This window comes from Enterobacter sp. C3_dUdeg (assembly GCF_057536195.1).
The window spans coordinates 209580-228094 of the sequence record NZ_BAAKFX010000003.1 but is presented as its reverse complement, the minus strand read 5'-3'; the positions used below and the strand labels follow the sequence as shown (position 1 = coordinate 228094).

Sequence of the window (18515 nt, the reverse complement as noted above, 5' to 3'; positions counted from 1 at the left end):
CGTAACAGGTCGGGTGCGTTACTGTGGTGTTATAAAATAATCAAAACAGGAAAGCAGAGGTGGGGCAACGAATTCCCGTTACGCTCGGCAATATTGCGCCGCTGACGTTAAAGCCGTTTCGCTCAGGACAACTCGCACTGGTTTGCGAGGGGGGAGGGCAGCGCGGCATCTTCACCGCCGGCGTGCTGGATGAATTTATGCGCGCGCAGTTCAACCCGTTTGACCTTTACTTCGGCACCTCTGCCGGGGCGCAGAACCTCTCTGCCTATGTATGTAACCAGCCCGGCTACGCGCGAAAGGTCATCATGCGCTACACCACGGCGAAAGAATTTTTTAATCCGGTGCGCTTTGTGCGCGGCGGTAACCTGATCGATCTTGACTGGCTGCTGGAGTCGACCTCCAGCCAGATGCCTCTGGCCATGGATACCGCTGCCCGTCTGTTTGATAGCGGCAAAGAGTTCTGGATGTGCGCCAGCCGGGGCGATGACTATTCGCCGGGCTATTTTTCTCCTCAGAAGGAGAACTGGCTGGACATCATCCGCGCCTCCAGCGCGATCCCCGGCTTTTATCGTACCGGTGCCCTGCTGGACGGCATTAGCTATCTGGACGGGGGGATCAGTGACGCGGTGCCGGTGCAGGAAGCCGCCCGGCGCGGGGCGAAAACCATTGTGGTGATCCGTACCGTACCGTCGCAAATGTATTACACGCCCCAGTGGTTCAAACGGATGGAGCGCTGGTTGGGCGACAGCAGCCTGCAGCCGCTGGTGAACATCGCGAAGCAGCATGAAACCACCTACGGCGCGATGCAGCGCTTCATTGAAAAACCGCCGGGCAAGCTGCGTATTTTTGAAATCTATCCGCCTAAGCCGCTGCTGAGCATGGCCCTGGGCAGCCGCGTCCCTGCGCTGCGCATGGATTACAAAACGGGGCGGCTGTGCGGGCGTTACTTCCTGGCGACGGTGGGGAAAATGCTGGCGGAGCAACCGCCGCTTCATCGCCATAAACGCATTATTTTGCCGCCTGCGATTGTCGCCAACGACGCCCTGACGATGCCGCTGGTGGATATTCCGCAGGCGAATGACGCTTTACTGGATAACGAGGATCTGGCGTGACGCTCCGCTTTGTCGATACCCACTGCCACTTTGATTTTCCGCCGTTTACGGGGGATGAAGCGCAAAGCATAGCGAAAGCGGCTGAGGCAGGGGTTCAGGCCATCATTGTGCCGGCAGTGGAAGCGGCCTATTTTTCCCGGGTGTTGGATCTTTCCATGCGGCACCCAGCGCTCTATGCCGCGCTCGGCCTGCATCCGATTGTTATTGAACGGCATCTTGATGAGCACATTGAGAGGCTTGATGAGGTCGTGCAGACCGCAGGAGACAAACTTGTCGCCATCGGTGAGATCGGCCTCGATCTTTATCGCGAGGATCCGCAGTTTGAGCGCCAGCAGACGATCCTCGACGCGCAGCTCAGGCTGGCGAAGCGCCACGATCTGCCGGTGATCCTCCATTCGAGACGCACGCACGATAAGCTGGCGATGCACCTGAAACGCATCGATCTGCCGCGCAGGGGCGTCGTACACGGTTTCTCCGGCAGCCTGCAGCAGGCGCAGCGTTTTATTGAGCTGGGCTATAAAATCGGCGTCGGTGGCACCATTACCTATCCGCGCGCCAGTAAAACCCGTGACGTGATGGCCCAGCTGCCGCTGTCGGCGCTTCTGCTGGAAACCGACGCGCCGGATATGCCGCTGAATGGTTTTCAGGGCCAGCCGAATCGCCCGGAACAGGCGGCGCGCGTGTTTACCACCCTGTGTGAACTGCGAAAAGAGCCTGAAGAGGTGATTGCCGATGCGCTGCTGGAAAATACCCGTTCGGTATTTGGCATCACGCTATAGGTAAAGTGCCGGACGAATCACCGTTATCTTCTGTTTTTCCAGCGCCCGCGCCAGCGGTTCAACGTCCTCGGGCGTGGCGCTGCGCCACGACGCAGCCTCACCGTAAACGCCATGCGCATGAAATGCGTTGATGCGTACCGGAACATTTCCAAGCCCGTGGATAAAGGTCGTTAGCGGTTTGAGATGTTCCAGATAATCACACAGCTCCGGAATCACCAGCAGGCGGAGTTCCGTCAAACGGTGACGATCTGCCAGCCAGCGGATGCTCTGCTTGATCTGCGGGTTTTCGCGTCCGGTCAGGAAACGGTGATGCTCGTTCCCCCACGCCTTCAGATCCAGCATTGCGCCATCCAGTACCGGCAGCAGCTTTTGCCAGCCGGTTTCGCTTAACAGACCGTTGCTGTCTACCAGGCAGGTGAGGTGACGCAGGGCGGGATCGGCTTTGATCGCGGTGAACAGGGCGATCAAAAACGGCAATTGCGTTGTGGCTTCGCCGCCGCTGACGGTGATCCCTTCGATAAACGGTGCGGATTTGCGGACCTGAGTGAGGATCTCTTCCACGCTGAAGCGGTGCGCCATAGGCGTTGCCTGCTGCTGGCACAAATGCAGGCAGGTGTCGCACTGCTGGCAGTCATTCTCCTGCCACCAGACGCGTCCGGCCTGAATCGTCAGCGCGTCGTGCGGGCAGTGGGGCACGCAGTCCCCGCAGTCGTTGCAGCGGCCGATCGTCCACGGGTTGTGGCAGGTTTTACAGCGCAGGTTGCAGCCCTGCAGGAACAGCGCCAGGCGGCTGCCCGGCCCGTCCACGCAGGAAAAAGGAATGACCTGACTAACTAAAGCGCATCTGCTGTTCATGGCTAACCACGCGCGGCTGACGTTCCAGAATACGGGTATTGCGTGCGGCCTCTTCCCCCAGCCACGTGGTATTGGTGCGCGATCCGGCTTCCCGGTATTTCTCCAGGTCCGACAAGCGAACCATGTAGCCGGTCACGCGGACCAGATCGTTACCCGCTACGTTGGCGGTAAATTCACGCATACCGGCCCTGAACGCGCCCAGGCAAAGCTGAACCACCGCCTGCGGGTTGCGTTTGACCGTCTCCTCCAGGGTGAGAATATCGCTGATTCCGGAGTGATAGTGTTTGTGATGCGGCGCAACGGCCAGCAGATGGCTGATGGGATCCGGCTCGTCGCCGTAAGGCAGGCGCGCGCCCGGCGTGGTGCCCGAATCGGAACTGATCCCCGACTGCGCGTGAAGCATCGCGCGATGCTTCCAGCCGTGCTTCACCGGCGTGCTTTCAACGAACGCCGCGAGCTGCTCGCTGATGCGATAGCCCAGCGCGTTGGCCTGTTCATCCTTTCCGTAGCGTCCCGCTATTCCTGCTTTCTCACAGAGCGCGTTGACCGCTTCCGCCAGGCCGTACATGCCAAACATGGGTACAAACCGTTCCGCATCAATCAGCCCCTCTTTTACCAGGAAGCTATTCTCAAAGAAGCCAGATTGCTCGTAAAGGAAACCGCAGCGTGCATCGATGATGGCAATTTGCTGCTGGCAGTAGTGCGGGAGCGTGCGGGTGAAGAAGTCGTCAATGGATGCGCTGCGTTCAGCAATGGCTTTGAGGTTAAGGCGCACCAGGGTGCTGCCGCCGCCTGCAAGCGGCAGGGAGTTGTAACAGCTCACCACACCATAACGGCCTTTTGTGAAAATTTTATCATTCATCGGGCCATTAGAAATATGCGGTTTGCTGCATTCACAAATGTTTTTCGCCACCTCAAGCAGCAAATCATGTGGGGTGATATCGGGATCGTAGATAAAGGTCAGGTTCGGCGCGACCTGCTTCAGCTCTGCATCGGCACGCAGAATGGCGCGCGTGACGGGCGTATCTTCAGGCCCGATGTTTGCGTGCATAAACGCATCCGGCAGCGTACGGTCGAGATAGCGCCAGAAACGTTTTATTCGGCTATCGATCTCTTCTTGTGTTAGAATTCTAACATGTGGGGTCAATATCGCATCAAGCTGACCGAGATAGACCGGCATCGATGTGACGGACGGAACATGATGGTAGAGGATGGTTAACAGCGAGAGGGCGTCGTCGAGATCTTTCGCGCCTTCCAGCTCCAGCCACTCTGAACCGTTAGCCAGAAATTTTGCGTAATCCGGCAGAACGTAACGGGGTTTGTAAGGCGCATGGCCTTCGAACATGTCGCAGATAACCCCCTCGTCCAGCGCGGCTCGTGCGGCCTCAGGAAGTGCCGGGTAAGGCAGGTTGTTCTCCGCTTCCAGCGCCAGAAAATGACGTTTTTGTTCCGGGGTTAACACCGGGCTTGTCACAATGTGCTGGCAACGTTGTTGCAGGGCGTCGGGGCTGGAGTGGGGCATAGTCGCTTCCTTGAGTGTTCTGCGGATGATGAACGGATTGTAGAAAGCCAGCCTGTCGGGGCTTTTGATCCGACAGGGGGTATCGCTGCTTTAGTCAGCAATTTACGCGCTAAAGTTTGAAGAAGATCTCATTACAGTAATGCAAATTTGTATGCAGTTTTCATTAACTGTGATGAATGTCGAAGTGTGGATGCGGGTGAATGTTAGAATACTCACAGACCCGCAAGGTAAAATTTATACGGCACTGCCGTTGGAGAATGTTATGACCGATTTAACTGCAAGCAGCCTGCGCGCGTTGAAACTGATGGACCTGACCACCCTGAACGATGACGACACCAATGAAAAAGTCATCGCCCTGTGCCATCAGGCGAAAACGCCGGTGGGTAACACCGCAGCCATCTGTATCTACCCGCGCTTTATCCCGATTGCCCGTAAGACTCTGAAAGCGCAGGGTACGCCGGACGTGCGTATTGCAACCGTAACTAACTTCCCGCATGGCAACGACGATATCGAGATTGCGCTGGCAGAAACCCGCGCGGCGATTGCCTACGGCGCAGACGAAGTTGACGTTGTGTTCCCGTACCGTGCGCTGATCGCCGGCAACGAGCAGGTCGGTTTTGACCTGGTGAAAGCCTGTAAAGACGCGTGCGCGGCGGCAAATGTGCTGCTGAAAGTGATCATCGAAACCGGCGAGCTGAAAGAAGAGGCGCTGATTCGTAAGGCGTCTGAAATCTCCATCAAAGCCGGTGCGGATTTCATTAAAACCTCTACCGGTAAAGTGCCGGTGAATGCGACCCCGGAAAGCGCGCGCATCATGATGGAAGTGATCCGCGACATGGGCGTATCCAAAACCGTTGGTTTCAAACCTGCGGGCGGCGTGCGTACTGCTGAAGACGCGCAGCAGTTCCTGGCGATTGCCGACGAACTGTTTGGCGCCGACTGGGCCGATTCCCGTCACTACCGCTTCGGTGCGTCCAGCCTGCTGGCCAGCCTGCTGAAAGCGCTGGGTCACGGCGACGGTAAGAGCGCAAGCAGCTACTGATTGCCAGACAATGCCGGATGACGCTTCGCTCATCCGGTCGACAGGATCGTAGGGCGGGTAAGCGTAGCGCCACCCGCCACAACTCCCCCGATTCCGCATGGAGGTTACCGTGTTTCTCGCACAAGAAATTATTCGTAAAAAACGTGATGGTCATGCATTAAGCGATGAAGAGATCCGCTTCTTCATCAACGGCATTCGTGATAACACCGTCTCAGAAGGGCAGATTGCGGCTCTGGCGATGACCATTTTCTTCCACGATATGTCGATGCCTGAGCGCGTGTCGCTGACCATGGCGATGCGAGATTCAGGAACCGTTCTGGACTGGAAAAGCCTCAACCTTAACGGTCCGATTGTGGATAAGCACTCCACCGGCGGCGTGGGTGACGTGACGTCTCTGATGCTCGGCCCAATGGTTGCAGCCTGCGGCGGTTACATCCCGATGATCTCCGGGCGCGGCCTGGGCCACACCGGCGGTACGCTCGACAAACTGGAAGCCATTCCGGGCTTCGATATCTTCCCGGACGACAACCGCTTCCGCGACATTATTAAAGATGTTGGTGTGGCGATTATCGGCCAGACCAGCTCTCTTGCTCCGGCAGACAAGCGTTTCTACGCGACCCGCGACATCACCGCGACCGTTGACTCCATCCCGCTGATCACCGCCTCTATCCTGGCGAAGAAACTGGCAGAAGGGCTGGACGCGCTGGTGATGGACGTGAAGGTCGGCAGCGGCGCCTTTATGCCGACCTATGAACTTTCTGCTGCGCTTGCCGAAGCGATCGTTGGCGTCTCCAACGGCGCGGGCGTGCGCACCACCGCGCTGCTCACCGACATGAACCAGGTGCTGGCGTCCAGCGCCGGTAACGCCGTCGAAGTGCGTGAAGCGGTACAGTTCCTCACCGGTGAATACCGCAACCCGCGTCTGTTCGACGTCACCATGGCGCTGTGCGTTGAGATGTTAATCTCCGGCAAGCTGGCCAAAGATGATGCGGAAGCGCGCGCGAAACTGCAGGCGGTGCTGGATAACGGCAAAGCGGCGGATATTTTCGGCCGCATGGTTGCAGCCCAGAAAGGCCCGACCGATTTCGTCGAAAACTACGCGAAATACCTGCCAACCGCGACGCTTAGCAAAGCGGTGTATGCCGATAGCGAAGGGTATGTCTCTGCAATGGACACCCGTGCGCTGGGTATGGCGGTGGTCTCGATGGGCGGCGGCCGTCGTCAGGCGTCAGACACCATTGATTACAGCGTCGGCTTTACCGATATGGCCCGTCTGGGCGACAGCGTTGACGGTCAACGTCCGCTTGCGGTGATCCACGCGAAAGACGAAGCCAGCTGGCAGGAAGCGGCTAAAGCGGTGAAAGCGGCAATTACGCTTGACGATAAAGCGCCGGAAACCACACCGACTGTCTATCGCCGTATCACCGAATAGCGGTATACTGATCTGATCGATAATTTTTGAAGCACTACGTACGGAGAACAATTATGAAACGTGCATTTATTATGGTGCTGGACTCATTCGGCATCGGCGCAACCGAAGATGCAGAACGTTTTGGTGACGTGGGTTCCGATACCATGGGCCATATCGCGGAAGCCTGTGCAAAAGGCGAAGCGGACAACGGTCGTAAAGGCCCTCTGACTCTACCTAACCTGACCCGCCTTGGTCTGGTGAAAGCGCATGAAGGTTCTACCGGTAAAATCGCAGCCGGTATGGACGGCAACGCGGAAGTCGTGGGCGCCTACGCCTGGGCTCACGAGCTCTCCTCCGGTAAAGACACCCCGTCTGGCCACTGGGAAATCGCCGGTGTGCCGGTGCTGTTCGACTGGGGTTATTTCTCCGATCACGAAAACAGCTTCCCGCAGGAGCTGCTCGATAAGCTGGTGAAGCGTGCCAACCTGCCGGGCTACCTCGGTAACTGCCACTCTTCCGGTACCGTGATTCTGGATCAGCTCGGCGAAGAGCACATGAAAACCGGCAAGCCGATTTTCTACACCTCTGCTGACTCCGTGTTCCAGATTGCGTGCCATGAAGAGACCTACGGTCTGGATAAACTCTACGAGCTGTGCGAAATCGCCCGTGAAGAGCTGACCGAAGGCGGCTACAACATTGGCCGTGTGATCGCGCGTCCGTTTGTGGGCGACAAAGCGGGTAACTTCCAGCGTACCGGTAACCGTCATGACCTGGCCGTTGAGCCACCGGCACCGACCGTACTGCAGAAGCTGGTTGAAGAGAAAGACGGCCACGTGGTGTCCGTGGGTAAAATCGCAGATATCTACGCCAACTGCGGCATCACCAAAAAAGTGAAAGCCACCGGTCTGGATGCGCTGTTCGATGCCACCATCAAAGAGATGAAAGAAGCGGGCGACAAGACTATCGTCTTCACCAACTTCGTGGACTTCGACTCCTCCTGGGGCCACCGTCGCGACGTTGCGGGCTATGCAGCGGGTCTTGAGCTGTTCGACCGCCGTCTGCCGGAGCTGATGGAGCTGGTGGGTGAAGATGACATTCTGATTCTGACCGCGGACCACGGCTGTGACCCAACCTGGACCGGTACCGACCACACCCGTGAGCACATTCCGGTGCTGGTGTACGGCCCGAAAGTGAAGCCGGGCTCGCTCGGTCACCGTGAAACCTTCGCGGACATCGGCCAGACCCTGGCGAAATACTTTGGTACGTCTGACATGGAATATGGCAAGGCCATGTTCTAAACGGATTGGGTGCGGCCTGATGCCCTCACCCCGACCCTCTCCCACAAGGAGAGGGAGAACAGAATGTAGGCCGGGTCAGGCGTAGCCGCCACCCGGCAAAAACAACAATGTAAAAGGAACTGAAGATGGCAACTCCTCACATTAACGCAGAAATGGGTGATTTCGCTGACGTCGTATTGATGCCGGGCGACCCGCTGCGCGCGAAGCACATTGCAGAAACCTTCCTGGAAGACGTGCGTGAAGTGAACAACGTTCGCGGCATGCTGGGCTTCACCGGTACCTATAAAGGCCGCAAAATTTCCGTTATGGGCCACGGCATGGGTATCCCATCCTGCTCTATCTACACCAAAGAGCTGATCACCGACTTCGGCGTGAAGAAAATCATCCGCGTTGGCTCCTGCGGCGCGGTCCGTATGGACGTTAAGCTGCGCGACATCGTTATCGGTATGGGTGCCTGCACCGATTCCAAAGTTAACCGCATGCGTTTCAAAGACCATGACTTCGCGGCGATTGCTGACTTCGGCATGGTGCGTGACGCGGTTGACGCGGCAAAAGCGCTGGGCGTTGAAGCGCGCGTGGGTAACATCTTCTCTGCTGACCTGTTCTATGCCCCGGACGGCGGCGAGATGTTCGACGTGATGGAAAAATACGGCATCCTGGGCGTGGAAATGGAAGCGGCGGGTATCTACGGCGTCGCGGCTGAGTTTGGTGCGAAAGCGCTGACCATCTGCACCGTGTCTGACCACATCCGTACCCACGAGCAGACCACTGCTGCCGAGCGCCAGACCACCTTCAACGACATGATCAAAATCGCGCTGGAATCCGTTCTGCTGGGCGATAAAGAGTAATTCTGTCTCTTCCCTCCCTCTCCCTGCGGGAGAGGGCCGGGGTGAGGGCACCAGACAGTACCTAGCGCACGGCCTGTGCAATCCACGCCGACAGCTCCCGCAGCTCTTTTTCCTGCTCCGGAAAATCCCCGATCAACGCGTCGCATTCCTGCTGCAGCATATCCGCCCTGTACAAACAGCCCTGCAAACGTGCCGCCAGCGCCTCTAACGGTGCCGGGTTCAGGCTATCGGTAAACACCTGCGTGCGGGTGATATGGCCTTTCTCCACGTCAAAATGCAGCTCCACGCCGCCCCAGGTGAAACGCTCGTCCAGCAGATGGGAAAAGGCAGGAGCCTGACCGAAGTTCCATTCCCAGCTGCTCTGGCGGGCGAAGGTTTCGGCGAAGTTGGGCAGGTCCGGGGTTTTGTCAGGGGAGATGACTTCTGCTTCCACGCGCTCGCCGTAATGTTCAAAGAACGCGTCACGGATCGCATCGCAAATCTGCTCGTGCGTAATTCCCGGCAGCAGTTCCACCAGATTTGCCACGCGGCCGCGCACGGAGGTAATTCCTTTGGCCTGGAGCTTTTTCTTATCCGGATTCAGGTAGTTCGCCAGACGGCTCAGATCGGCGTTCAGCAACAGGGTGCCGTGGTGGAAGCCGCGATCCATCGTTTCGCGGTAGGCGGAGCCGGAGACCTTCCGGTCGCCCTCGGGGGTTTTCACCACCAGATCGTTACGCCCGGACGCTTCCGCCGTTACGCCGAGTGAATTGAGCGCGTTGAGGACGATGGACGTTGAGATGGTTTTGTCGTATTCCGGTTTGCCCGCCATAAAGGTAAAGCAGGTATTGCCCAGATCGTGAAACACCGCGCCGCCGCCGCTGCTGCGGCGCGCGAGACGGACGTTGTCCTCTTCCATACGCCGCGTATTGCACTCTTTCCACGGGTTTTGCGCGCGGCCGATGACCACCGTATCGGCGTTCCGCCAGAGAAACAGTACGCGCTGGGTGGCGGGCATCTGGCGGAAGATGCACTCTTCTACCGCGAGATTAAACCAGGGATCGTAAGAGTCAGAGATAAGCAGGCGTAACGTCGTCATGGCAAAGTTCCTTTTCCGAATCGTTCGCCTACTTTATCACTAATCTTTCTTCTCGCTCTCTTCGTCTTCGGGGACGGATTTGCTGGCGGTCAGCAGGAACGGGGATTGCTGCCAGCGCGAGCGCTTGCCGCGAAGCAGGGTGCGCGCCAGCACAACGCCGATGGCGAGCGAAAGCAGCAGCATCAGGCGCAGAATATTGGTGGTATTATCGACCTGTTTGGCTTCAGTAGGCAGGGTGTGGGTATCGAGGGTCAGGCGCAGATAGCCCAGCGGGCCATTCTTCCCCTGAATAGGTTCGACAATCTGCTGGTTAAAGTAGCCCCCGGCTTTTTTCCCGTCCAGCGCCAGCCTGTCGCGCACGTCGACGTGCTCGCCCGCGCGGGCAATCAGGTTGCCTTGCTCATCATAGACGCCGGCATCAAGAATGCGGCTATTCTCCGTGAGCAGGCGTAAAACCTGGCCTATCCGCTTCTCGTCCGGCGTTTCGGTACGCATGGACGGCGCGACGTTGAGCGTCACCTGGCGCGCCAGCGTGCGGGCCAGCTCTTCAAACTGCGGGTTGCGTTGCCGTTGATGGTTCTGGCTAAACCACGATGCCCCTTGCATCAGCACCACTAATAGTGCGAGACAGGAAAGGACAATCACGGCGCGATGGAGCCGGAATTTCAGTTTTGCGCGAGCCATATTCCACCTGCTGAAAATTTACGGCTTAATGTTGCCAGAAGTGATGGTTACAGGGTAGCCTCATGCGTTATTTTCCCTCTGCAACCTTCCGGCGCGAACGAAATTACAGGAGCTTTAATGCCGAACATTACCTGGTGTGACCTGCCAACGGATGTCTCTTTATGGCCAGGATTGCCGCTCTCTTTAAGTGGCGATGAGGTGATGCCTCTGGATTACCACGCCGGTCGTAGCGGCTGGCTCCTCTACGGACGCGGTCTGGATAAGCAACGCCTGACCCAGTATCAAAGCAAGCTGGGTGCGGCAATGGTCATCGTCGCCGCCTGGTGCGTGGAAGACTACCAGGTTATTCGCCTGGCGGGTTCCCTTACGCAGCGCGCAACGCGTCTGGCGCATGACGCCGGGCTGGACGTCGCGCCGCTGGGTAAAATTCCGCATCTGAAAACCCCGGGCCTGCTGGTCATGGACATGGACTCAACCGCCATTCAGATCGAGTGTATTGACGAGATTGCGAAGCTGGCGGGCAGCGGCGAGCTGGTGGCGGAAGTCACCGAACGTGCGATGCGCGGCGAGCTGGACTTCACCGCCAGCCTGCGCCAGCGCGTGGCGACCCTGAAAGGGGCCGATGCCAACATTCTGCGTCAGGTGCGCGACGTGCTGCCGCTGATGCCAGGGCTGACGCAGCTGGTGCTGAAGCTGCAGTCCCTCGGCTGGAAGGTGGCGATCGCCTCCGGTGGCTTCACCTTCTTCGCGGATTACCTGCGGGAAAAACTGCATCTGACCACCGTGGTGGCCAATGAGCTGGAGATCATGGACGGCAAGCTGACTGGCCAGGTGATCGGCGATATCGTTGATGCCCAGTACAAAGCCAATACGCTGACGCGTCTGGCGGAAAAATATGAAATTCCGGTCGTGCAGACCGTCGCCATCGGCGATGGCGCGAACGACCTGCCGATGATCAAAGCCGCCGGTCTGGGCATTGCCTACCATGCCAAGCCAAAAGTGAATGAAAAGACGGAAGTCACTATCCGTCACGCTGACCTGATGGGGGTGTTCTGCATTCTCTCCGGCAGCATTAATCAGAAATAACGGCCTGCTTTGTAGGCCGGGTAAGCGTAAGCGCCACCCGGCACGCAGGCCGCACAGAAATAACGAGGTAAACCGTGGCGAAAGCTCCAAAACGCGCATTTGTCTGTAATGAATGTGGTGCGGATTATCCGCGCTGGCAGGGGCAATGCAGCGCCTGTCATGCCTGGAACACCATCACCGAAGTGCGTGGTGTGGCGGCTTCGCCGAGCGTGGCGCGCAATGAGCGCCTGAGCGGCTATGCCGGTAACGCGGGCGTGGCGAAGGTGCAAAAACTTTCGGACATCAGCCTCGAAGAGCTGCCGCGCTTCTCCACCGGGTTCAAAGAGTTTGACCGCGTGCTCGGCGGCGGCGTGGTGCCGGGTAGCGCGATCCTGATCGGCGGTAACCCGGGCGCGGGTAAATCGACCCTGCTGCTGCAAACGCTCTGCAAGCTTGCCGAACAGATGAAAACCCTGTACGTCACGGGCGAAGAGTCTCTGCAGCAGGTGGCGATGCGCGCGCACCGTCTGGGCCTGCCGACCGGCAACCTGAACATGCTCTCCGAAACCAGCATCGAGCAGATCTGTATGATTGCCGAAGAAGAGCAGCCGAAGCTGATGGTGATCGACTCCATCCAGGTGATGCACATGGCGGACATTCAGTCCTCGCCGGGCAGCGTCGCGCAGGTGCGTGAAACCGCGGCTTACCTGACGCGCTTTGCCAAAACGCGCGGCGTGGCGATTGTGATGGTCGGCCACGTGACCAAAGACGGCTCGCTGGCCGGACCGAAGGTGCTTGAACACTGTATCGACTGCTCCGTGATGCTCGACGGCGACGCGGATTCCCGTTTCCGTACCCTGCGCAGCCACAAGAACCGCTTTGGGGCGGTGAATGAACTGGGCGTGTTTGCCATGACCGAACAAGGGCTGCGCGAAGTCAGCAACCCGTCGGCCATCTTCCTGAGCCGTGGCGATGAGATCACCTCCGGTAGCTCGGTGATGGTGCTGTGGGAAGGGACGCGCCCGCTGCTTGTCGAAATTCAGGCGCTGGTGGACGTGTCGATGATGGGCAACCCGCGGCGCGTGGCGGTCGGTCTGGAACAGAACCGTCTGGCGATCCTGCTGGCGGTGCTGCACCGCCACGGCGGGCTGCAGATGGCGGATCAGGACGTCTTCGTTAACGTGGTCGGTGGCGTCAAAGTCACGGAGACCAGCGCAGACCTGGCGCTGCTGCTGGCGATGGTCTCCAGCCTGCGAGACAGACCGCTTCCGCAGGATCTGGTGGTCTTCGGCGAAGTGGGCCTCGCCGGGGAAATCCGTCCGGTACCCAGCGGCCAGGAGCGTATCTCCGAGGCGGCAAAACACGGTTTCCGCCGGGCGATAGTTCCAGCCGCCAACGTGCCGAAAAAGATCCCGGAAGGGATGCAGGTATTTGGCGTGAAAAAACTCGCAGATGCGTTAAATGTCTTTGACGACTTATAATTACGTAAATTTGATTTTGCAGGAGGCACCGTAATTTATGTCATCATTTGACTACATCAAGACCGCAATCCGCCAGAAGGGCTGCACGCTGCAGCAGGTGGCGGACGCCAGCGGTATGACCAAAGGCTACCTGAGCCAGCTGCTGAACGCCAAAATCAAAAGCCCCAGCGCGCAGAAGCTCGAAGCGCTGCACCGCTTTCTGGGGCTGGAGTTCCCGCGTATGCAAAAGAACATCGGCGTGGTGTTCGGCAAGTTTTACCCTCTGCATACCGGACATATCTATCTGATCCAGCGCGCCTGTAGCCAGGTTGACGAGCTGCACATCATCATGGGCTACGACGAAACCCGTGACCGTCAGCTGTTTGAAGACAGCGCCATGTCGCAGCAGCCGACCGTGCCGGACCGCCTGCGCTGGCTGCTCCAGACATTTAAGTACCAGAAAAATATTCGTATTCATGCCTTTAACGAAGAGGGCATGGAGCCGTATCCGCACGGCTGGGACGTGTGGAGCAACGGCATCAAAGCGTTTATGGAAGAGAAGGGCATTGCGCCTAACTGGATCTACACCTCTGAAGAGTCCGACGCGCCGCAGTTCCGCGAGCATCTGGGCATCGAGACGGTGCTGATCGACCCGAAACGCACCTTTATGAACATCAGCGGGGCGCAGATCCGCGAAAACCCGTTCCGCTACTGGGATTACATCCCGACTGAGGTGAAGCCGTTCTTCGTGCGTACCGTCGCGATCCTGGGCGGCGAGTCGAGCGGTAAATCAACGCTGGTCAACAAGCTGGCGAACATCTTCAACACCACCAGCGCGTGGGAGTACGGCCGCGATTATGTCTTCTCGCACCTTGGCGGCGACGAGATGGCGCTGCAGTATTCCGACTATGACAAAATCGCGCTCGGACATGCCCAGTACATTGATTTTGCGGTCAAATACGCCAACAAAGTGGCGTTTATCGATACCGATTTCGTGACCACACAGGCGTTCTGTAAAAAATACGAAGGGCGCGAGCACCCGTTCGTGCAGGCGCTGATTGACGAATACCGCTTTGACCTGGTGATCCTGCTGGAAAACAACACCCCGTGGGTGGCCGACGGCATGCGCAGCCTCGGCAGCTCCGTGGACAGGCGAGAGTTTCAGACCATGCTGGTGGAGATGCTCAATGAGAACAACGTTGAGTTTGTCCATGTGGAAGAGTCTGACTACGACTCCCGTTTCCTGCGCTGCGTCGAGCTGGTGAAGGAGATGATGGGGGAGCAGGGGTAAAAACTTACCCCTCACCCTAACCCTCTCCCAAAGGGAGAGGTGACTTTAACCTCCCTCTCCCTGTGGGAGAGGGCCGGGGTGAGGGCATCAAGCCACTCAGAACTCAACCACCACTTTCCCACGCATATGTCCCTCCAGCACTTTACGGTGCGCCTCGGTAATGCTTTCCACGCTCAGCCCGTGCAGCGTTTCGCTGAGCGAACTTTCAACCACGCCGTTATCCACCAGTTTTGCCACCTCATTGAGGATCTCACCCTGACGCGCCATATCCGCGGTCTGGTACATGCTGCGGGTGTACATAAACTCCCAGTGCAGGGCGGCGGATTTGGACTTCAGCTTGTCCTGGTTCAGCGGACGTTCATTTTCAACGATGGAACAGATATGCCCCTGCGGCGCAATCAGTTCGCTGACCGCATCCCAGTGCCCGTCGGTGTCGTTGAGGATGAAAATGTAATCCACAAAGGTGAGCCCCTGTTTCGCCAGCTCGCCTTTCAGATCGCGGTAGTTGACGACAATATCAGCCCCGCGATCGCGGCACCACCGGGCGGAATCTTCTCGTGAAGCCGTTGCGACGATCTTCACCTTGCTGTTGTGCTTCGCAAAGGGGATCGCCAGCGATCCCACGCCGCCCGCGCCGCCGATGATCAGCAGCGTTTTGTCCGCCCCGGCATCCTGAATGTTCAGGCGTTCAAACAGACCTTCCCACGCGGTGAGAGCGGTCAACGGCAGTGCAGCGGCAGCCGCCCAGCCGAGGCTGGCAGGCTTGTGGCCGACTATGCGTGCATCAATCAGCTGGTGCGTGGTGTTGCTGCCCGGGCGGGTGATGTCGCCCGCGTACCAGACCTCGTCACCCGGCTTAAATCCGGTCACGCCAGCCCCCACCGCTTTGACGATCCCGCTGGCATCCCAGCCGAGGATGCGCGGCTCGTTCAGCCCGTTTTTAGCGATGCCCGCGTGGACTTTGGTATCGACCGGGTTAACGGAGACGGCCTTCACCTCTACCAGCAGATCGTGCTCGCCGGGCCGCGGCATTGGCGGGGTGATTTCAATGAAGATGGACGGATTTTCTGGGTTAACGGCAATGGCTTTAACAGACATGGTGTGCTCCTCAATGGAATGCGTTTTGTTGAGGCTAGTCTATAAAGTGGCCAGCTGCGTGATAAGATGGACAATCAAGAACTCAGCGTTCGTACAGGGTGAACAATCATGTTTAAACAGCTGCAGGATATGGCGCTGTTCGCGCTGGTGGCGGAGATGGGCAGCTTTACCGCGGCGGCGCAGAAGGCCGAACTGCCGAAATCCAGCGTTAGCCAGCGAATTAGCCAGCTGGAGCAGCAGGTGGGTATCCGCCTTCTGAACCGCACCACGCGCAGGATCAGCCTCACGTTTGCGGGCGAGCACTATCTGGTGCACTGTCGTGAGATGCTGGCGGCCAGCGAGCGGGCAGAGTACGCCATTCAGCGGCTGCGCGAAAACCCGAGCGGGCGGCTGCGGATCACCTGTCCGGCGGGAATAGGGGCGACGCTGCTGGCGCACATGAATGCCGAGTTTCAGCTTCGCTATCCTGACGTTTCGCTGGATGTGTCGATCTCTGATGACGTGGTGGATCTGGTCGAGGCCGGTTTTGACGTGGCGCTGCGCACCGGCAAGCCGCAGGACTCCTCCCTGATTGGCCGGATGATCGGGCACTGCCCGCGCTACATGCTGGCCTCACCGGACTATCTGGCGCGTCGGGATCCGCTGACGCATCCCCGTCAGCTGGTGGAGCACTGCTGTATCACGCACCGGGCGTGGTCGGAGTGGCTTCTGCGAAGCGAGAGCGAGGATTACCGCTACCTGCCGGATAACGCGCACATGACCGATAATCTGGTCTACGCCCGCGAGTGTGCGATTGCCGGGGCGGGGATCACGATGCTTCCCGCCTTCCTGGTAGAAGATAAAATTGAAAAAGGGGCGCTGGTTCAGGTGCTGCCGGAGTGGAATGTTGAAGGTAACGATCTGTGGCTGGCCTACCCAAGCCGCAAGCTGAATTCGCCTGCGCTGATGAGCTATATCGACTTTGCGATGCAGTTTGACGAGGTGAAGCGGTATTACGTGGGTGGGTGATTTTGTGCGGCATGATGCCCTCACCCTGGCCCTCTCCCACGGGGAGAGGGTACAAACATAAAAACGGCAACCGAAGTTGCCGTTTTGCTTTTATTTCGCAATACGCTTGTACTTAATACGCTTCGGCTCCAGCGCGTCGGCGCCCAGCGTGCGTTTCTTGTACTCTTCGTATTCGGTGAAGTTACCTTCGAAGAACTCCACTTTACCTTCGTCCTGATAGTCCAGGATGTGGGTCGCGATACGGTCCAGGAACCAGCGGTCGTGCGAGATAACCATCGCACAGCCCGGGAACTCCAGCAGGGCGTTTTCCAGCGCGCGCAGGGTTTCGATATCCAGGTCGTTTGTTGGTTCATCGAGCAGCAGAACGTTACCGCCCACCTGCAGCAGCTTCGCCAGGTGCAGACGACCGCGCTCGCCGCCGGACAGTTCGCCCACGCGTTTGCCCTGGTCGGTGCCTTTGAAGTTAAAGCGGCCAACATAGGCGCGGCTTGGCATCTCGGTGTTGCCGATACGCATGATATCCAGACCGCCGGACACTTCTTCCCACACGGTTTTGCTGTTATCCATTGCGTCACGGAACTGGTCAACGGAGGCCAGCTTCACGGTTTCACCCAGGGTGATAGAGCCGCTGTCAGGCTGTTCCTGACCGGACATCATGCGGAACAGGGTCGATTTACCCGCGCCGTTCGGACCGATGATGCCAACGATAGCGCCTTTCGGTACGGAGAAGGTCAGGTCGTCGATCAGCAGACGGTCGCCGTAGGACTTACGCAGGTTGGTCACTTCAACCACTTTATCCCCCAGACGTGCTCCAGGCGGAATAAACAGTTCGTTGGTTTCGTTACGTTTCTGGTATTCGGTGTTGTTCAGCTCTTCGAAGCGTGCCAGACGGGCTTTGCCCTTAGACTGACGGCCTTTCGCGCCCTGACGAACCCACTCCAGCTCTTTCTCGATAGACTTACGACGCGCCGCTTCCTGAGAAGCTTCCTGCGCCAGACGCTGATCTTTCTGCTCCAGCCAGGAAGAGTAGTTGCCTTCCCACGGAATACCTTCACCGCGGTCCAGCTCCAGGATCCAGCCGGCGACGTTGTCGAGGAAGTAACGGTCGTGGGTAATCGCCACAACGGTGCCTTCGAAGTCGTGCAGGAAGCGCTCCAGCCACGCCACGGATTCTGCATCCAGGTGGTTAGTCGGTTCGTCGAGCAGCAGCATGTCTGGTTTTTCCAGCAGCAGGCGGCACAGCGCCACGCGGCGGCGTTCACCCCCGGAGAGGTTCGCGATTTTCGCATCCCAGTCCGGCAGACGCAGGGCATCAGCCGCGCGCTCCAGCTGCACGTTCAGGTTGTGACCGTCGTGCGCCTGGATGATCTCTTCATACTTGCCCTGCTGCGCGGCCAGCTTGTCGAAGTCCGCATCCGGCTCAGCGTATTTGGCATACACTTCATCCAGACCTTTCAGCGCGTTAACCACTTCGGATACCGCTTCTTCAACGGATTCGCGAACGGTGTGTTCCGGGTTCAGCTGAGGTTCCTGCGGCAGGTAACCAATCTTGATGCCAGGCTGCGGACGGGCTTCACCTTCGATGTCTGTATCAATGCCGGCCATGATGCGCAGCAGGGTGGACTTACCGGCACCGTTGAGACCCAGAACACCGATTTTTGCGCCCGGGAAGAAGCTCAGCGAGATATTTTTAAGAATATGACGTTTCGGCGGGACAACTTTGCCGACACGATGCATGGTATAAACGAATTGAGCCACGTTGGACTTCGCCTCTTTTATCGTAATGAGAAGGAATTTCAGCCTCGAAGTGTAGCCTTTTTCACGTCCTAATCCCAGCCAGGAACGTCGGGAGTGTTAAAACGCGCAAGAAAGGTAAAAAAGTGTCCATGACGTGGCGCGTTGAAGAATGCCTGGTTAGCATAAGTTAATTAGACTTTGACGTGGCAAGACGCTGCAATTGACGA

At 58.1% G+C, this 18515-nt stretch carries 16 protein-coding genes; 10 read left to right on the top strand and 6 right to left on the bottom strand.

The annotated features are described in order from the left end of the window. Positions 1–59 precede the first annotated feature (59 nt). Positions 60–1112, top strand: coding sequence for a patatin-like phospholipase family protein (locus AC27FC_RS11060; RefSeq protein ID WP_064673199.1), 1053 nt, complete (start codon positions 60–62; stop codon positions 1110–1112). Beyond that, entirely contained in the window at positions 1109–1891 is a 783-nt protein-coding gene (locus AC27FC_RS11055) for a TatD family hydrolase (RefSeq protein ID WP_039260898.1), read from the top strand. Before AC27FC_RS11060 ends, AC27FC_RS11055 begins: the two co-directional genes overlap by 4 nt. On the opposite strand, the gene AC27FC_RS11050 is transcribed toward AC27FC_RS11055, so the two are convergent. Together AC27FC_RS11050 and AC27FC_RS11045 are read right to left on the bottom strand one after the other, a co-directional pair. Next, the gene (locus AC27FC_RS11050) at positions 1886–2746 is read right to left on the bottom strand and encodes a YjjW family glycine radical enzyme activase (RefSeq protein ID WP_094934488.1); all 861 of its coding nucleotides are present in this window, start codon (positions 2744–2746) and stop codon (positions 1886–1888) included. The genes AC27FC_RS11055 and AC27FC_RS11050 overlap by 6 nt on opposite strands. After that, positions 2721–4268, bottom strand: coding sequence for a YjjI family glycine radical enzyme (locus AC27FC_RS11045; RefSeq protein ID WP_094934489.1), 1548 nt, complete (start codon positions 4266–4268; stop codon positions 2721–2723). The genes AC27FC_RS11050 and AC27FC_RS11045 overlap by 26 nt, the downstream gene beginning before the upstream one ends. A 262-nt stretch (positions 4269–4530) precedes the next feature. On the opposite strand from AC27FC_RS11045, the gene deoC reads away from it, so the two are divergent. The 4 genes from deoC to deoD all read left to right on the top strand — a co-directional run bounded on the left by deoC (position 4531) and on the right by deoD (position 8867). Continuing rightward, on the top strand, positions 4531–5310 hold the full coding sequence (gene deoC / locus AC27FC_RS11040; RefSeq protein ID WP_048975088.1) for a deoxyribose-phosphate aldolase: 780 nt from the start codon (positions 4531–4533) through the stop codon (positions 5308–5310). 109 nt (positions 5311–5419) lie between these two features. Then, the gene (gene deoA / locus AC27FC_RS11035) at positions 5420–6742 is read left to right on the top strand and encodes a thymidine phosphorylase (protein ID WP_033144578.1); all 1323 of its coding nucleotides are present in this window, start codon (positions 5420–5422) and stop codon (positions 6740–6742) included. A 53-nt stretch (positions 6743–6795) separates the two neighbouring features. Then, positions 6796–8019, top strand: coding sequence for a phosphopentomutase (gene deoB / locus AC27FC_RS11030; RefSeq protein ID WP_047060214.1), 1224 nt, complete (start codon positions 6796–6798; stop codon positions 8017–8019). A gap of 125 nt (positions 8020–8144) precedes the next feature. Continuing rightward, positions 8145–8867, top strand: coding sequence for a purine-nucleoside phosphorylase (gene deoD / locus AC27FC_RS11025; RefSeq protein ID WP_010427122.1), 723 nt, complete (start codon positions 8145–8147; stop codon positions 8865–8867). Positions 8868–8928: 61 nt separating this feature from the next. Here the strand turns inward: deoD and lplA are convergent, their stop codons facing one another. Together lplA and AC27FC_RS11015 are read right to left on the bottom strand one after the other, a co-directional pair. Further along, a complete protein-coding gene (gene lplA / locus AC27FC_RS11020) occupies positions 8929–9945 on the bottom strand; it encodes a lipoate--protein ligase (RefSeq protein WP_033144580.1) in 1017 nt (338 codons plus the stop codon). A gap of 39 nt (positions 9946–9984) precedes the next feature. Further along, positions 9985–10629, bottom strand: coding sequence for a YtjB family periplasmic protein (locus AC27FC_RS11015; protein WP_032660794.1), 645 nt, complete (start codon positions 10627–10629; stop codon positions 9985–9987). Between the two features lie 117 nt (positions 10630–10746). On the opposite strand from AC27FC_RS11015, the gene serB reads away from it, so the two are divergent. From serB to nadR, 3 genes are all read left to right on the top strand, one after another. Next, entirely contained in the window at positions 10747–11715 is a 969-nt protein-coding gene (serB, locus tag AC27FC_RS11010) for a phosphoserine phosphatase (RefSeq protein ID WP_023310325.1), read from the top strand. 74 nt (positions 11716–11789) lie between these two features. After that, positions 11790–13175, top strand: coding sequence for a DNA repair protein RadA (radA, locus tag AC27FC_RS11005; protein ID WP_014068810.1), 1386 nt, complete (start codon positions 11790–11792; stop codon positions 13173–13175). Positions 13176–13212: 37 nt separating this feature from the next. Beyond that, complete coding sequence (nadR, locus tag AC27FC_RS11000; RefSeq protein ID WP_015572616.1) at positions 13213–14445, top strand: multifunctional transcriptional regulator/nicotinamide-nucleotide adenylyltransferase/ribosylnicotinamide kinase NadR; 1233 nt, start codon at positions 13213–13215, stop codon at positions 14443–14445. A 96-nt stretch (positions 14446–14541) separates the two neighbouring features. On the opposite strand, the gene AC27FC_RS10995 is transcribed toward nadR, so the two are convergent. Further along, positions 14542–15543 (bottom strand): zinc-binding alcohol dehydrogenase family protein, encoded by a 1002-nt coding sequence (locus AC27FC_RS10995; RefSeq protein ID WP_143347551.1) that lies wholly within the window; start codon positions 15541–15543, stop codon positions 14542–14544. A 108-nt stretch (positions 15544–15651) separates the two neighbouring features. On the opposite strand from AC27FC_RS10995, the gene AC27FC_RS10990 reads away from it, so the two are divergent. Further along, positions 15652–16551 (top strand): LysR family transcriptional regulator, encoded by a 900-nt coding sequence (locus AC27FC_RS10990; RefSeq protein WP_196354860.1) that lies wholly within the window; start codon positions 15652–15654, stop codon positions 16549–16551. Positions 16552–16641: 90 nt separating this feature from the next. Here the strand turns inward: AC27FC_RS10990 and ettA are convergent, their stop codons facing one another. Beyond that, complete coding sequence (gene ettA / locus AC27FC_RS10985) at positions 16642–18309, bottom strand: energy-dependent translational throttle protein EttA (protein ID WP_006810191.1); 1668 nt, start codon at positions 18307–18309, stop codon at positions 16642–16644. Positions 18310–18515 lie beyond the last annotated feature (206 nt).

Excerpts from the sequence above, each read along its gene's own strand:
- AC27FC_RS11050 (WP_094934488.1), bottom strand. The coding sequence starts at position 2,746 with ATGAACAGCAGATGCGCTTTAGTTAGTCAGGTCATTCCTTTTTCCTGC.
- AC27FC_RS11045 (WP_094934489.1), bottom strand. The coding sequence starts at position 4,268 with ATGCCCCACTCCAGCCCCGACGCCCTGCAACAACGTTGCCAGCACATT.
- deoC (WP_048975088.1), top strand. The coding sequence starts at position 4,531 with ATGACCGATTTAACTGCAAGCAGCCTGCGCGCGTTGAAACTGATGGAC.
- deoB (WP_047060214.1), top strand. The coding sequence starts at position 6,796 with ATGAAACGTGCATTTATTATGGTGCTGGACTCATTCGGCATCGGCGCA.
- deoD (WP_010427122.1), top strand. The coding sequence starts at position 8,145 with ATGGCAACTCCTCACATTAACGCAGAAATGGGTGATTTCGCTGACGTC.
- lplA (WP_033144580.1), bottom strand. The coding sequence starts at position 9,945 with ATGACGACGTTACGCCTGCTTATCTCTGACTCTTACGATCCCTGGTTT.
- AC27FC_RS11015 (WP_032660794.1), bottom strand. The coding sequence starts at position 10,629 with ATGGCTCGCGCAAAACTGAAATTCCGGCTCCATCGCGCCGTGATTGTC.
- serB (WP_023310325.1), top strand. The coding sequence starts at position 10,747 with ATGCCGAACATTACCTGGTGTGACCTGCCAACGGATGTCTCTTTATGG.
- nadR (WP_015572616.1), top strand. The coding sequence starts at position 13,213 with ATGTCATCATTTGACTACATCAAGACCGCAATCCGCCAGAAGGGCTGC.
- AC27FC_RS10995 (WP_143347551.1), bottom strand. The coding sequence starts at position 15,543 with ATGTCTGTTAAAGCCATTGCCGTTAACCCAGAAAATCCGTCCATCTTC.
- AC27FC_RS10990 (WP_196354860.1), top strand. The coding sequence starts at position 15,652 with ATGTTTAAACAGCTGCAGGATATGGCGCTGTTCGCGCTGGTGGCGGAG.